Origin of the sequence: uncultured Cloacibacillus sp. (genome assembly GCF_963926575.1) — a bacterium.
Classification (GTDB): domain Bacteria; phylum Synergistota; class Synergistia; order Synergistales; family Synergistaceae; genus Caccocola; species Caccocola faecigallinarum.
This window is the reverse complement of record NZ_CAWUXW010000004.1, coordinates 56,539-70,818: the sequence shown is the minus strand read 5'-3', so window position 1 is coordinate 70,818 and position 14,280 is coordinate 56,539. Positions and strand designations below refer to the sequence as shown.

Here is a 14,280-nt window from a genome sequence, read left to right as displayed (position 1 = left end):
AGTTAATGAAAAAGAAAATCGTTTTATTGCTAATCGCAATGTCTCTCTTTACCGTTTATACAACGGAAGCTGCGTTTGCGTCTATTGACGCATCCTTTTACAAAGGGAAAAATATCGTCGTTAATATTCCCGGCAGCCCAGGCGGTGGCACGGATATACCGACGCGCTTGTTCTTCGCTTACATTGATAAGGAACTGGGATGCACAACAGTCCCCACTAACCTCAACGCCGCTGGTGGCATTGTCTGTTATATGAAAACGGCGCAATCTAAGGCGGATGGCATGACTATTGCCTGCACTAGTTGTCCTGTCTTTCTTAGTTCTTATCTAACAGGGGACTTAATGGCAAACCCTGAAGAGGACTATGATTATGTCGGAGGCATTTCCTCCAGCGCACAAGTTATTTGCGTTCCAAACAATAGCAAATGGGGTAGCTTAAAGGAAGTACTAGAATTTGCGAAAAACAACCCCGAGGAACTTTGCTGGGAAGGCACTGCAGCATATGGAGTGAAACAGCTGATTAGACTTTCTCTGCAAGAAGCATCAGGAGCTTCTTTCCGCTCTTTAGACACGGACGGTGACAATGATCTTGTTGTTGACTTAATGGGAGGGCATATTGACATTGCCGCAATTTCCATTAGTACTGCCGCAGGTTATGTAAAATCCGGTGAGGTAAAAGCATTGGCCGTTACTGGGTCTAAGCGTTCAGATGACTTGCCGGATATCCCTTGTTTGGCGGAATTAGGCTACGCGATTCCAATCAATGGTACAACACAGATTTTCGTCATGCCCAAAGGCGTGCCCCTTACCATTTTGCAGGAAATGCGAGATGCTTTCACTAGAGTTTGTGCTGACGAGTCTTGGATTAATGAAGCCAAAAGCCATAACTTAACACCTGAGTATATGTCAGCAGACGAGTGTATTGCTTACGTGAATAAAAAACAAGAGCCTGTGAAGTTCTTTCTGTAAGTTATCCAAGACTGCCGCTGCTGTGGCAGTTGATTTTGATGTGGCGGCGTCTTTTCGCCAGACGCCGTCACGTTTCTACTATAGGGTATAGGCCGCTAAGCGTCAATTTCTCAATTTGACGCCGGTATCGTTTTTTAGCATGAAGTCACGGCTACTCAGGCAGCCTCCCCTCGTACATTATCGACAGTTCTCCGTATATTTTCCCCCAGTCGCGTATTGGAAGCCTCCATTTCTTCGTGGCTTCCATTGTGGCGAGGTACAGCGCCTTGAGTAAAGACTGGTCTCCGGGAAATGAACTGCGCTGGCTGTTCAGACGCCGGTATATGGAATTCAGGCTCTCTATGGCGTTCGTCGTATATATGACGCGTCTTGTCTCTGACGAAAATTTGAAGATTGGAGATATGGCGTCCCAGTTCTTGTACCACGATTTCATCGAGTTAGGATATTTCTGCTGCCATTTCTCAGCGGCTCGGTCAAGCTCGCCAAGGGCGAGTTCTTCGCTGGGTGCGCCGTATATCCTGCGGAGGTCGTTCGCGAACGCCTTGCGGTCTTTGTCGCTTACATATTTCAGCGTGTTCCTGACTTGATGTACAATGCATCTTTGATATTCGGTCTGCGGGAAGGCCGCCTCTATGGCATCCTTGATGCCGGTAAGGCCGTCGGCACAGACGATAAGGATGTCTTTTACGCCTCGGTTCTTAAGCTCGTTAAGGATAGAAAGCCAGTACTTCGCGCTCTCGTTCTCCCCAATGTAGATGCCAAGAACGTCCTTGTGTCCGCTCGCAGATATGCCTAGAACAATATACGCAGCCTTCCTGCGTACGCCTACCTCGTCCCTTACAGCGTAGTGAATTGCGTCGATGAAGACTACCGGATATACATCTTCGAGCGGACGTGACTGCCATTCCTGTATCTTAGGCAGAAGCTTATCAGTAACGTCTGAAATGAATCCCTCTGACACCTCAAAGCCGTATATATCCATGATAGTGTCGGAAATATTGCGTGTCGTCATTCCTCGTGCGTACATGGCGATTATCTTCTGCTCGATAGCGTTGATATCCTTCTACGGCAGACGCCCCCGCATACTGCGCCGGCTGAGGATATTTTTGAATGCGCTCCGCGCAGCCGGCTTGTAATGTCCCTTCTTCACAACCTTTGGTTCAAAGGCTGAGTCTCGATCCTGAGGAACGTCTATAGTGATGCTGCCAGCGCTGCTCATGATTTCCTTTGATTTGTATCCGTTACGGCTGTCGGGGTTGTCTGAATGTTTATACTTCTCGTACCCAAGATGCTCGTTCATTTCCTCTTCGAGCATATCCTTGATGGTGTCTCCGAGAAGGTCCTTGACGGCATCTTGGAGATCCGCCGCCGTCTTGATATCGTACATACCGACGAAATTGCGGAGGAACTCGCGCTTTTCCGGGCTCATCTCGGAACGGCGCTGCCGCCTGGTTTTCTTAGGCTCATCTGAAGAACTCTGCTGTTTGCTGATGCGTGACATAATAAACCATCCTCCTAGCAAGTCTACCATAGCAGGGTGGGATGGATTTCAACTTACAGAATTCTGTTCACACTCTCTGGTTATTTTATTATATAACCTCCATCGACAACAATCTCAGCCCCTGTTGTATAGCTCGAGATATCGCTTGCAAGATAAATTAACGCGCCTTGCAGTTCTTCTGTTTTACCAAGTCGTCCAATAACTGTTTCTAGCTCGCAGTCATGTTGATATGTCGCGCGCCACTCGTTTGTTAACATGCCCGTGTCTATATTACCAGGACTTATAGAATTAACGCGAATGTTGTATTTCCCCCACTCATTTGCTAAATCATGCACTAATGTCAATAATCCCCCCTTACTTGCTGAGTATGCACAACTTGGCGCTTTGCTAGCTTGATGTGCACTAATTGACGTAGTAAAAATTATAGAGCCTTTTTTATGTTTAATCATGTAATGTGCTGCGGCTTGTGCGGTATAAAAAGCACCTGTTAAGTTGACATTAATTATTTTACTCCATGTTTCAGTAGACATGTTCTCTGCAGATTCGGAAATAAAAATCCCTGCATTAGCAACGCAAATATCAATACTACCATACTTCATATAAATTTCAGACATCAATTCTGCTGTTTTTTCTTGCTGTGTGATATCAACTGCATATGAAGAGGTTCTTACATTATATTTACAAGCGATTTGTTGTGTCGTGTTATAGACGTTTATTTGATCCGTATCTACAAGGCAAACGTTGGCACCGACTGAAGCCAATGCCTCAGCAAACGCTTTTCCTATATTGCGCGCAGCTCCTGAAATAACGGCTGTCTTCCCATTCAGATTCGTTTTTGAATAAAAATCCACTTGCAATCACCTCTGCACTCATATCACATATAAACAACTGGTTTAATAAGACCTTGGGGTTTATCCTTCATTAAAAAAAATGCTGTTTCAATGCTATCAAAACCTGTAAAACGATGTGTTACCAGTGCTGTAGGATCAAATCTACCGTTCATGACCATACGTGCCAAACGTTCCATTCTCATTCGTCCGCCGGGGCATAATCCCCCTCTGATAATCTTATCGGACAGTCCAGAATTCCATTCTCTTCTAGGAATAGGTATTGTAGGAACACCTGTAAAATAATTGAGGTTTGCTACTGTGCCTCCTGGGCGCACAACCGATAAACCAATGCCTAAAATATTTTCATCTCCGCCAGCGAGGATTGCAGAGTCAACCCCCTTTTTATTTGTTAAATTCATTATTTGTTCTATAGGGGAACATTCAGAAAAATTAACAACTTCATCTGCACCAAATTCTAAAGCAAGTTGCATCCTTTGCGTATTGTTATCAACAATGATTATTCGTCCAGCACCTTTAAGTCTACCACCGGCAACGGCCATTAATCCTACAGGCCCTGCTCCAAAGACGACCAACGTACTACCCAGCTGAATATCCGCCATTTCTGCACCCCAGAATCCAGTTGAGACCATATCTGTACACATCAGTGCTGCGTCTAATGTCATTTTGTCTGGTAGGTGAGCTAAATTCATATCTGCTAAATTAACGTGAAAATATTCCGCAAATGTCCCATCTTTTTTTAGGCTGAATTGTTGTCCTGATGAGAATCCTTTAAAATGTTGTGGCGGAAGCCCCCCCTGTAGTTCGTACGTCAAATAATCAGAAGTGATTGCAGGTACGATAACTTTATCGCCTATTTTAAAATCTTTCACCATACTGCCAACTTCTACAATGCATCCTAAGACTTCATGTCCCAATGCTAAACCAGCTAGATCCCCTCTGCCTCCATCTATCCCGCCATACACCATGTGGACATCCGACGTACATATAGCATGGGCTATAGGTTCGCATATCGCATCCAAAGGGCCACAAACTGGTCGTTCTTTACACATCCATGCCACTTCATTTAGAGCTTTTATACAAAAGGCTTTCATTTTTCTGATATGATCCTTTCTGGATATTATTTCCATAATGGTAAAATTGCGCAGAACAATAGTGTATCCATTATATCTTTTCTGGCGCTTTATCAATGTGACGTGTGAGGTAACTTACTATAAAAATAGCTGCAAATGCTGCGATCATGCCAGGGCATGTTTCAAAGACGATTTTTCCTAATCCGGCACTATACCAAATTGACGTCACCAATGCACCTACCACCATACCAGCTATAGCTCCCCATTTATTAATGCTACTAGGCCAAAGCAATAGCACCATTATCAGTGGCCCGAAAGCTGCTCCTAATACGCTCCAAGCATATACAACCAATAGGAATACGGTGTCTATATTAGCGACGGCCAGAAGAATTGATACAACGCCCAATAACACCATTGTCATCCTTCCCAGCTTTACGGCGCCAGCTTCCGATAGTGGCTCTCGTCTGAAACTATTAGTTAAATCGCTTGCAATAGCCTGTACATCAACAAGTAGCAGGGATGAGTATGTCGATTGAATCGCTGCGAAAATGGCACCAACTACTATACCGGCAATTATAGGATGAAAAGAAGCTTCAACCATAGCTGGGAATATATATTCTGGATCTGCGATGCCTGGCATGCGAATTCTTCCTGCTAAACCAACAATATTTGATCCAACCATCATTACGTTAAACCATACTGTAGCAATAATTGATCCTTGGCGTAATGTCTTGCTATCTTTTGCTGACAAAAAACGTTGTAAAATATGAGGTTGTCCTATTGATGCAGCACCATAAAAAAGATAGCCTACGATAATACCCAATAATGCTGAGCCTGTTGCGCCTGCACCAGGTGAGACTAAGATTGGATCAATTGCAGCTACTTGAGTGAAAAACGAAGTGAAACCACCTGACGATGCAATAAGGTAAATTGGAAAAACACCTAACACAATAAGCATGAGAGTTCCTTGAACAGTATCAGTCCATATTACAGATCGATATCCGCCCAAAAAACAATATGCCACAACAAAAATTGCACCAGATACTAAGCAGGTATTATAATCCCATCCGACAATCGTGCTTATTGTTTTTCCAGCAGCAGTTAATTGCGAAGCCATATATGGTATAAAAAATAGTATTACAACGATACTCCCTACAATTCTAATTGTATTGCCATCTCTATCTAAACGTTTATTTAAAAAATCGATTACACTTAAAGCTCCTATTTTCTTACCCTGTCTACGTAGTTTAGGCCCCAACAGAAACCAGTTCAATCCGTATCCAACGATAAAACCTGGTACCATCCAGAGCACAGAAGCACCAGCTACAAATGCCCAACCGCATGCTCCAATAAATACCCAACCACTTGAGTCTGTAGCACAAGCACTCATTGTTGTTGACCAAAAACCGAATTCTCGATCCCCAGTGTAAAATCCTTCCTCACCCTTGACTTCTCTACGTCCTGCTAAATGTCCAGTAATGAAAACGATAGCAAGATATAAGAATAAAACAATCATAATTGTTGTGTTCATTAAATATCATCCTCCTCCGGAATAATTTTTACCATGATTATGGCATTAAGAACCGATAATAACGGTAAGATCCAATACAAAAAATGAACAATAAAAGGAATCTTGCTCACGACCGACACCTCCACTTATGAATGTTGTTAATAAAAAATAGCCTCTCCACTAAATTTTCTATACTAAATGTAATGGAATATAACGGTTTAATTAAATAACAAGAAAAATCTAACGTGAGGCGTTGAATATTTTCTATATATACGTGAGGCAGAATCATAATTTTAAGGTATGATACTACCCCACGTATTAAAACAATATAATAAACATTGAGCAGAACTACCTGAGCTTGACAAAATTTAGCGAGTACTAATAAATTAGCGTTGCATTATTTGTCTTTTAAGTAATAGCTCATAGTAGAGCCAAACTCTTGTTAAGTATAATTGTTTTATTCTTTTGGTGCCGGCACAGTTGTCCCAAGGTAAAATGACCAGCCATTTTTTTCTGTAGCATAATAGTCACCTTTTTGAAATGTTCCACATATAACTTCAGCTGAAGCAAACTCATCCAGAGGGTCAACTCCACAATTCTTTAGTACCATGCTTGCATTACAGACCTGAAAGGACTTTGTAATATAGTCAGGCGTTGTATCTCGTCCGATCACTCTCTGGTAAAGTATCCCAGGCCCAATGTCATTAGGAAATGTGTGTAGCAGTAGGTGCGGAGAAAACTTTGTGTCCGGTTGTTTTTGTTTAGCTTCGTGTAATAGGTCGAGCTCTAGGTGAATAATTTCTATCCCATCTTTGACCGCCGAACATACAACTTTTTCTATTGATTCCGACATTGAAATATCTGCATATTTTTTGGGATATCCCCAAAGTTCTCTGCCTGCCGCAATGCTCCAGTCAACGTCTTCATATTCAAATAAAAAAACACCACCTATGGTATCTCCATAACGACCAGCAACAACTAAGCCCGCATCCCAAAATCCATGGCTACAACCATCACTTGAGTTAGTATTTTTGAAGTCAGAAATATAAAGTAAAATTGTATTGTCTACGTACTCAAATGGCGTTGGTGCGAGATACTTTTGCACTAATTCCGGTTCAGTCCTGGCAAAAACATTTACGTGTCTGCAATTTTTGCATTGATATGGCACAAAAGGCGTGGGAATTAATGGATTTTGCACAGGAACATTATTCCCTAGTTCTCTTATTGTAAATGGACGCTGGATTCGATCATTCATTGTAATATCCTCCTTTTAGTCTAGATATTTTATTTGAATATATGGCGCTGTAAAAATTATGACTAGCTGTAGTTTAACCTTAGATTAAAAAATAGTATATATTTTATAATAATAATATTAATATGTATTAATAATGCATAAATTACAATGAAGATTTACGTTGTGACTATATGAATTTGTATATTTGTATTATTAATACAAGCTGCAATTTATATCTTATGCTAGAACAATAAAATTAACGTTCTTTTATAACAGCATTGGCAATATTATGTTAATATGATTATTACAACTTGGCATAAATCATTCTATATGATGTAAAGAGGTGTGATAATGGCAGATGTAAAACATTTTATTGATACAATGAGTAAATATCACTTTATAGTTGCAAATATTCAAGAAAATAATACTGTATTTTCTCGAGTTGAACGTCTTAGCCAATGTAATAATAATTTTCTGCCTCAAGTTTTATACATTGGTAATGCCAGCCAAATTGCTACTCTTAATGTAGAAGTAAAAAACGGTCTTTTTTTATTAGTCAATGATGTGCAAAATACATTACAGAATACTTTTTTAAGGTCAAACACAATTCTTTTATCTGAAATTACATCAGATGCAGAATTACTTTATGCCCACACTGTTGAATGGCTCATAAAATATACAACTTTTTTAGAAAATATTAATCGATTAATGCAAATATTTTGTTCGTGTTACGACACGATGCCTCCTAATATATTTATAGAAAAAGTTGCAACAATTATAAAAAATCCGATTATAGTATTAGACGCAAATTTCAAGATATTATTCTCTTCTTCTATATACGAAGTAGAGGACTTGCTTTGGCAAGAAAATATTGTACGTAGATACTGTACGTATGAACAAATTATTGAAATGCAGAACATCTTAGGTTCAGCAAAAAAACAAAACACATCCGTTATTTTTTCCACATCCCCACTTTCAACAAGCAGATTATGTTTTATTACATTGCACCACAATCGTACAAATTTAGGGGTATTGATTATCTTTGAAGTAAATACATCATTTTCAAAAATGGATAATAGATTACTAGGAACAATATCTAATTTAATATCCTTGTTAATATATAGTTATTATGAAAAAAATAAAATGCTGAACGAATATGCTGAAGATAATATTTTTATAGAATGTCTTTCTGGAGAACTAAAAACATATACAGCATTTCGCGAAAGAATTCGTGGTACCATATTTAGCCAACATAGTAGTTACTCAGTAATAGTTGTTGATGTGGAACATTTTGAAAATTTTGATCCACGTAAAGAGGTTTTAAGGTCTTTTTTCGCCCAACTTTTTAAACGCTCATGGACTCTGTGGTATAACGGCAATGTTATCGTTATTGTTGACCTCCACTTTGTAAGTGGTGTACAGCAAACATTAAGCAAGGTAACAAATTTTTTCAAAGATAAGCGATTGCGGTTGGGTATCAGTGATACTTTTGATGATATATATTATACTGAAAGATACTACCACCAAGGAGTGCGTGCGTTAGAGTTATCACGAAATGATATAGAACCACCGATTTTTGCATACTATAACGACTATAAATTCAATGATCTTATCTTGACTGCACTTAGCGAAAAGATTAACTTGATGAATTTTATAGATGATATATTTTTTGAAATTTTAAGATATGATAAGAAGAATGGCAGCGATTATCTCAAAACTACATTGTGCTATTTTAATACAGGTAAGAACTTGGGCGAAACGTCTGATATCTTGCACGTTCATAAAAATACTGTGCTATATAGAATCAATAAGGTAAAAGAAATCTTTGCTCTAGATCTACATGAATCATCTACCATGTTTAGGTTGCTATATTCGTCATATATTTACCAATGTATTGCTCAAAATGATCAAGAAAGACATTAGCTTTTACTCTATACGTCATCTTATGCTATTGATATGTATGTGTAGGATAACGATAATTGTTATATGGGGAAAAACTGTTCCTAGTATCATAAAGATATCTCATTATCTCATTACAGTAGATACACCTACTTGTCTAACTATTTTTTTGATATACCATTTCACGATATCCTTCATCGCGTGCGGTTTCCCGTCTTTCAGCGCTTCGAGAAAAGGTCTCTGCATTTCGTAATATTTCGGGACAGGCATCAGATTACCCCCGTTACGGCAAATTTATGTTTTTCGCATGTAACGGGATAATTATAGCAAAGCGCACGACAAACAAAAAACGCGGAGCCCGTGTTTCGGAGCTCCGCGCCGGTTTTATTACGCTTCTGGATTTATTCCTTCCACGCCGACTCAAACACAAACTTTGCGTCGGCTTGTCCGTGTTCCTTATGTTCCTCCGCCGCGTGTCCTATCACAGCGATGCCTGCGCATTCCGCGCCTTCGGGGAGGTTGAGCGCGGCGCGGACTTGGGGCTCTTTGGCGGCGCGGCGGTAGACGCCGTACCAGAGTGAGCCGAGGCCGAGGGATGTTGCGGCGATGAGGATGTTTTCGAGCGCGGCGGATGCGTCTTCGAGCCAGCCCGTGCCGCCGGTGTAGCCGCGCGTGTCGGCGCAGACGGCTATCGCCCACTGCCCCTGCTCGAAGGGCTGCTTCTGGTCTATCGTTTCGGCGAGCTTCGCCATGTCGTGCTTGTCCATCAAGATGAAGCGGACGGGGCGGAGGTTCATCGCGCTCGGCGCAGCGGCGGCCGCGTCTATGAGCTGCATGACGGTCTCTTTCGTTACCGGCTCGCCGGTGAATTTCCTGACGCTTCTGCGTTTCATGATCGCTTCTATGGCTGTCATTTCGTTCGTCTCCTTTTGCGGCGTTTCCGTAAATCGCGCGGCGCGCGAATGTCTTCCTATTTTATATTGAACGTGTGAAAAGACAAAGTTCTGCCCTCTTGCGGCGCGCGGAACGGGGCCGGCGAAAACGCTGAAACGCGTCGCGGGCTTTCGGAAGTCAGCGCCGTTTTACCGGACGGGTCAGGCCCTGTGCTTCCATTCGCGAACTACGGCGAGGAACGCTTCGCCGTAGCGTTCAAGCTTCGCCGCTCCGACGCCAGGGATTTCGAGGAAGTCGTCTTCGTCTTCCGGCATCGTCTCGCATATAGCGGCAAGCGTCTTGTCGGAGAATACGACGTATGGCGGCACGCCGTTTTCCGCGGCTATCGCGCGGCGCAGCACGCGCAGCTCTTCGAAGAGGCCCTCGGAGGCCGAGGCGGAGATTTCGCGTGTGCGCTTTTTTATACGTTCGGCCTTCGCTTTGTCGCTTTCGCTGACTCGCATGACGAGCGGCGTCGGGTTTTTGAAGAACTGCATCGTGCGCGGCGTGAAGGAAAGCGTCGGGAATTCGCCGCCGACCTGCAGATATCCCTCGGCGATGAGGAAGTCCGTCATTTCGCGCACCTCGCGCGCGCTTCTGTCTTTGAGCAGGCCGTATGTAGATATTTTGTCGAAGCCGGGCGCGAGCACCTCCGCGCGCTGCGAGCCGCGAAGCACGTCGACGAGCATCGAGATCCCGTAATGTTTCCCGCCGCTCGCCTCGGACATGCGGTAGACGCAGGAGAGTATTTTGAGCGCCTCGGTCGTGATTTCGGCGCGCTCGGTGTTTTCGGTGCAGTTGCCGCAGGCGGTGCATTTCTCGGGCACATCGTGCTCGCCGAAGTAGTTGAGTATGAAGGCGCGCAGGCAGCCGGAGGTGTGGCAGTAGTCTATCATCGCGCGCAGCTTTTTGTTAGCGGCGGCGCGTGTGTCCTCCGGGCTCTGCGAGATGAAGAATTTCGCGGTGACTACGTCGCGCGCGCCGTAGAAGAGCAGGCAGTCTGAGGGCAGTCCGTCGCGGCCCGCGCGCCCGGCCTCCTGGTAGTAGGCGTCGAGGTTCTGCGGCATGTTGTAGTGCAGGACGTAGCGGACGTTGGACTTGTCTATGCCCATGCCGAAGGCGTTTGTCGCGACCATGACGGGCGCGCGGTCGTGTATGAATTCCTCCTGATTGCGCGCGCGCTCCGCGTCCGACAAGCCCGCGTGGTAGCGCACGGCCTTGACGCCTTTTTTGCGCAGCCGCTCGCAGACCTCTTCGACGGTCTTGCGCGTGGAGCAGTAGATTATTCCAGAGGCGTGCGGGAACTGGCCGACGTAGCGCATCATCGCGGCGTTTTTGTCGTCGGGGCGCTCGACGTGGAAGAAGAGGTTTTCGCGGTCGAAGCCTGTTGTGAGCGAGAACGGGTCGCGCAGCCCGAGCTGTTCTATTATGTCGGCGCGCACCTCGGGCGTGGCGGTCGCGGTGAAGGCCGCGACTGGCGGGCGCGCGGGCAGGCTGTCCATGACGGGCGCGATGTTGAGGTACGAGGGGCGGAAGTCGTGGCCCCAGTGGGAAACGCAGTGCGCCTCGTCGACGATTACGAGCTTCGGCGCTGCCTCGCGCAGGAAGTCGCCGAAGCCGCCTTCGAGCCGCTCGGGCGCGACGTAGAGCAGGCGGATTTTTCCGTTTCTCGCGGCGCGGAATACCTCGGCTGCATCTTCCCAGTCCATAGCGCTGTTTATCGTCGCGGCGCTGACGCCGTTCTCGCGCAGCGCGTCGACCTGGTCTTTCATCAGCGATATGAGCGGGGAGACGACGACGGAGAGGCCGCCCGCCATTATCGCCGGTATCTGATAGCAGAGCGACTTGCCCGCGCCCGTCGGCATGACGCCGATCGCGTCGCGGCCCGAACCTATCGCCTCGATGAGCTCGAGCTGGCCTTTGCGGAAGCTGTCGTAGCCGAATACTTTTTTTAGGATTTCGTGCGGCGTCGCCATTCCGCCGAATTTAGCCGGCGGCGCCGAAGGTCATGAGCGAGAAGCCGTTTACGCCGTCGATGCTGACGTCGCCGCGGTGGACGCGCAGCTTCGTCTCTTCCGCGGAAGCGCCGTCGGGGGCTAGGCCGTAGGCGTAGAAGGTCAGCCCGCCGCCCTTCGCGAGGCAGACAAGGACGCTGGCGCGCGTATCGCGCTTCCATTTAAGCTTGTCTTCGTTCTTCGCGAGCAGGAAGTTCGACAGGCCGAGCCCGTCCTCGGTCTTGTAGAGCGGAGAGGCGGTCTCTATCTCGTGGACCTCGCCGTCTATGAATATTATGCGCATCGCGCGCGAGCCGTCGTAGCGCCATATCTCTACGGGACGGTCGGCGATCATCGAGTTCCCGCCGACGGTGCCGAATTCCTTCGCGTCTGGCGAGCGACCGTCCATCGCGGCCTTAGCCTCGGCCTTCGTCGCGCCGAGCTTCACCGCGCCGAGCGCTTCGCCGGGCGCGATTACGAGCCGCGGGTTCGTCGGCAGGCCGAGCATCGCCTTCGCTGCGGCGAGGCCGTGCAGCGGCGCTTTGTCGTCGGGCGCGGCCTTCGCCGCGAGCTCGTAGGCGGTCATCGCGGCGCGGTAGTCGCCTATGCGCAGCAGCGCTTTGCCGCAGGCCATGATGTCCTCCGCGCTTTCGCCCATGTTCGCAGCTTCGAGCCACGCGGCGGAGGCTTCGGCCTTGTCGCCCGCTTTCTCGGCGGCGTCAGCGGTCAGCCGCCAGAGCGCGGCGTCCTTCTTCTCCTGCCTCGCCGCCTCGCGGAACCATTTCAGCGCCGCGTTGTAGTCTTTGCGGTCGAGGTAGAGCCAGCCGAGGCGCACCATGGCCTTCACGTCCTCGGGCTCGCTTTTGAGGTGTTCCTCGTAATATTTGACTGCGCCGGCCTTGTCGCCCTGCCGCTCACGGCAGTAGGCCTTGTAGTAGAACAGGTCGCGCCGTTCGGGGCGCAGCTTCTTGATTTTATCGAAAAGCTCCTCCGCGCCAGCGAAGTCCTCGGCTTTGAAGAGCTGCGTCGCGCGCATGTAATATTCCTCGGGCAGCACGTTCGTGCGGTAGTACCACCAGCCGCCGCCCGCGAATGCGGCGAGCAACAGAAGCGCCGCCGCGATAAAAACCTTCCTCGGCACGCGCGGGCGCTGCGGCTTCTGCGCGCTCCAGCTCCGCTCCGCCTCGGTCAGCCCCTTCTGCTCCTCCGGCACGGTCTCCGGACATTTTATATCTTCGTCATCGTTCAACGGCATCGTCAGCAATTTCGGGCCGCCGCGCAAATATTCCGGTAGTCGCGGCCCTCTTCCTTTCCTCCGCAGATTGTAGCAGAAATTATATATTTTTTGGCTATGACGCTTTCTATAAATGGAGTAAAATCTTAATGCTAACGAATGAGCCGGAGGTAATTTGTGTGAATCTCGAATTTCACGATATAACGTTAGACGAAGCGCCGCACTACCTGGAGCATTGGAACATGTGCGCCCAGCGCACGTCCGACTACTGTTTCCCGATAATCTGGAGCCTCGGCCCCGACTACGGGACGAAGATAGCCTACGACGAGGAGAACGACCTCTACTGGCTGCACCAGCGCAAGGAGGGGCTCAACGACCTCGCGCCGGTCGGCCGCTGGGAGCGCGACGACTGGCCGCGGATTCTGCGCGCGCACTACGGAGACGAGATAGAGATAGACCTCGTGCCCGAGACGCTCGCCGCGATATGGACGCGCGAGCTCGAAGGCTGCGCCAAGGTCGAGACGACGGACGACCGCGGCACGTGGGAGTATCTCTACGACATCCACGCGCTCGCGACGCTGGCCGGGAACAAATACATGAAGAAGCGCAACCGCGTGAACCAGTTCCGCAAGAATTACGACTACGTCTACGAGCCGCTGACCGACGCTATTCTCGACGAAATAATCGAATTCCAGCAGTCGTGGTGCCAGATAAACAACTGCGGGCAGAGCGAGGGGCTCGTCGAGGAGGACCACGCGATTCACCGCATCCTGCACCACTGGCACGACATACCGAACCTCTGCGGCGGGGCCATCCGCGTCGGCAAAAAAATCGAAGCCTACACCGTCGGCGAGCTCGCGGGCAACATGCTCGTCGTCCACTACGAGAAGGCGAGCCTCGAATACGGCGCGGCCTACCAGGTCATCAACAAGGAATTCCTCTCGCACATGGTTGCGGAGCACCCGGAGCTCGAAATAGTGAACCGCGAGGAGGACATGAACGACGAAGGGCTTCGCGCCGCGAAGATGTCCTACCTGCCGACGGGCTTCCTCAAGGAATGCCGGGTCAACATCAGATTTATATGAT

At 47.4% G+C, this 14,280-nt stretch carries 10 protein-coding genes and 1 pseudogene; 3 read left to right on the top strand and 8 right to left on the bottom strand.

Annotated elements, in window-relative coordinates; all coding sequences use genetic code 11:
* Positions 1-5 precede the first annotated feature (5 nt).
* Positions 6-968 (top strand): tripartite tricarboxylate transporter substrate binding protein, encoded by a 963-nt coding sequence (locus ABGT66_RS10340; protein WP_346690521.1) that lies wholly within the window; start codon positions 6-8, stop codon positions 966-968.
* A gap of 151 nt (positions 969-1,119) precedes the next feature.
* On the opposite strand, the pseudogene ABGT66_RS10335 reads toward ABGT66_RS10340, so the two are convergent.
* The 5 genes and pseudogenes from ABGT66_RS10335 to ABGT66_RS10315 form a co-directional block, all read right to left on the bottom strand.
* Positions 1,120-2,397 (bottom strand): annotated as a pseudogene (locus tag ABGT66_RS10335) (IS256 family transposase).
* Between the two features lie 152 nt (positions 2,398-2,549).
* Positions 2,550-3,320, bottom strand: a complete 771-nt coding sequence (locus ABGT66_RS10330; RefSeq protein ID WP_346690520.1) for an SDR family oxidoreductase — start codon at positions 3,318-3,320, stop codon at positions 2,550-2,552.
* Between the two features lie 23 nt (positions 3,321-3,343).
* Positions 3,344-4,447: a zinc-binding dehydrogenase gene (locus ABGT66_RS10325; protein WP_346690519.1), complete on the bottom strand. Its 1,104-nt coding sequence runs from the start codon at positions 4,445-4,447 to the stop codon at positions 3,344-3,346.
* Between the two features lie 34 nt (positions 4,448-4,481).
* Positions 4,482-5,921 (bottom strand): sodium/proline symporter, encoded by a 1,440-nt coding sequence (locus ABGT66_RS10320; protein ID WP_346690518.1) that lies wholly within the window; start codon positions 5,919-5,921, stop codon positions 4,482-4,484.
* A 436-nt stretch (positions 5,922-6,357) separates the two neighbouring features.
* Positions 6,358-7,155: an acetoacetate decarboxylase family protein gene (locus ABGT66_RS10315; protein ID WP_346690517.1), complete on the bottom strand. Its 798-nt coding sequence runs from the start codon at positions 7,153-7,155 to the stop codon at positions 6,358-6,360.
* 330 nt (positions 7,156-7,485) lie between these two features.
* Between ABGT66_RS10315 and ABGT66_RS10310 the strand changes: the two genes are divergently transcribed.
* Positions 7,486-9,057, top strand: a complete 1,572-nt coding sequence (locus ABGT66_RS10310; protein ID WP_346690516.1) for a helix-turn-helix domain-containing protein — start codon at positions 7,486-7,488, stop codon at positions 9,055-9,057.
* A 377-nt stretch (positions 9,058-9,434) separates the two neighbouring features.
* On the opposite strand, the gene ABGT66_RS10305 is transcribed toward ABGT66_RS10310, so the two are convergent.
* From ABGT66_RS10305 to ABGT66_RS10295, 3 genes are all read right to left on the bottom strand, one after another.
* Positions 9,435-9,947, bottom strand: a complete 513-nt coding sequence (locus tag ABGT66_RS10305; RefSeq protein ID WP_346690515.1) for a nitroreductase family protein — start codon at positions 9,945-9,947, stop codon at positions 9,435-9,437.
* A 180-nt stretch (positions 9,948-10,127) separates the two neighbouring features.
* On the bottom strand, positions 10,128-11,942 hold the full coding sequence (recQ, locus tag ABGT66_RS10300) for a DNA helicase RecQ (RefSeq protein WP_346690514.1): 1,815 nt from the start codon (positions 11,940-11,942) through the stop codon (positions 10,128-10,130).
* Between the two features lie 10 nt (positions 11,943-11,952).
* Entirely contained in the window at positions 11,953-13,215 is a 1,263-nt protein-coding gene (locus tag ABGT66_RS10295) for a tetratricopeptide repeat protein (protein ID WP_346690513.1), read from the bottom strand.
* Between the two features lie 158 nt (positions 13,216-13,373).
* Here ABGT66_RS10295 and ABGT66_RS10290 point away from each other — a divergent pair, with 158 nt between their 5' ends.
* On the top strand, positions 13,374-14,279 hold the full coding sequence (locus ABGT66_RS10290; RefSeq protein WP_303146895.1) for a phosphatidylglycerol lysyltransferase domain-containing protein: 906 nt from the start codon (positions 13,374-13,376) through the stop codon (positions 14,277-14,279).
* Position 14,280: the final 1 nt, after the last annotated feature.

What these genes read in the sequence shown, in the direction of transcription:
- ABGT66_RS10340 (WP_346690521.1), top strand. Translation starts at nt 6, where the DNA reads ATGAAAAAGAAAATCGTTTTATTGCTAATCGCAATGTCTCTCTTTACC.
- ABGT66_RS10325 (WP_346690519.1), bottom strand. Translation starts at nt 4,447, where the DNA reads ATGGAAATAATATCCAGAAAGGATCATATCAGAAAAATGAAAGCCTTT.
- ABGT66_RS10320 (WP_346690518.1), bottom strand. Translation starts at nt 5,921, where the DNA reads ATGAACACAACAATTATGATTGTTTTATTCTTATATCTTGCTATCGTT.
- ABGT66_RS10315 (WP_346690517.1), bottom strand. Translation starts at nt 7,155, where the DNA reads ATGAATGATCGAATCCAGCGTCCATTTACAATAAGAGAACTAGGGAAT.
- ABGT66_RS10310 (WP_346690516.1), top strand. Translation starts at nt 7,486, where the DNA reads ATGGCAGATGTAAAACATTTTATTGATACAATGAGTAAATATCACTTT.
- ABGT66_RS10305 (WP_346690515.1), bottom strand. Translation starts at nt 9,947, where the DNA reads ATGACAGCCATAGAAGCGATCATGAAACGCAGAAGCGTCAGGAAATTC.
- recQ (WP_346690514.1), bottom strand. Translation starts at nt 11,942, where the DNA reads ATGGCGACGCCGCACGAAATCCTAAAAAAAGTATTCGGCTACGACAGC.
- ABGT66_RS10295 (WP_346690513.1), bottom strand. Translation starts at nt 13,215, where the DNA reads ATGCCGTTGAACGATGACGAAGATATAAAATGTCCGGAGACCGTGCCG.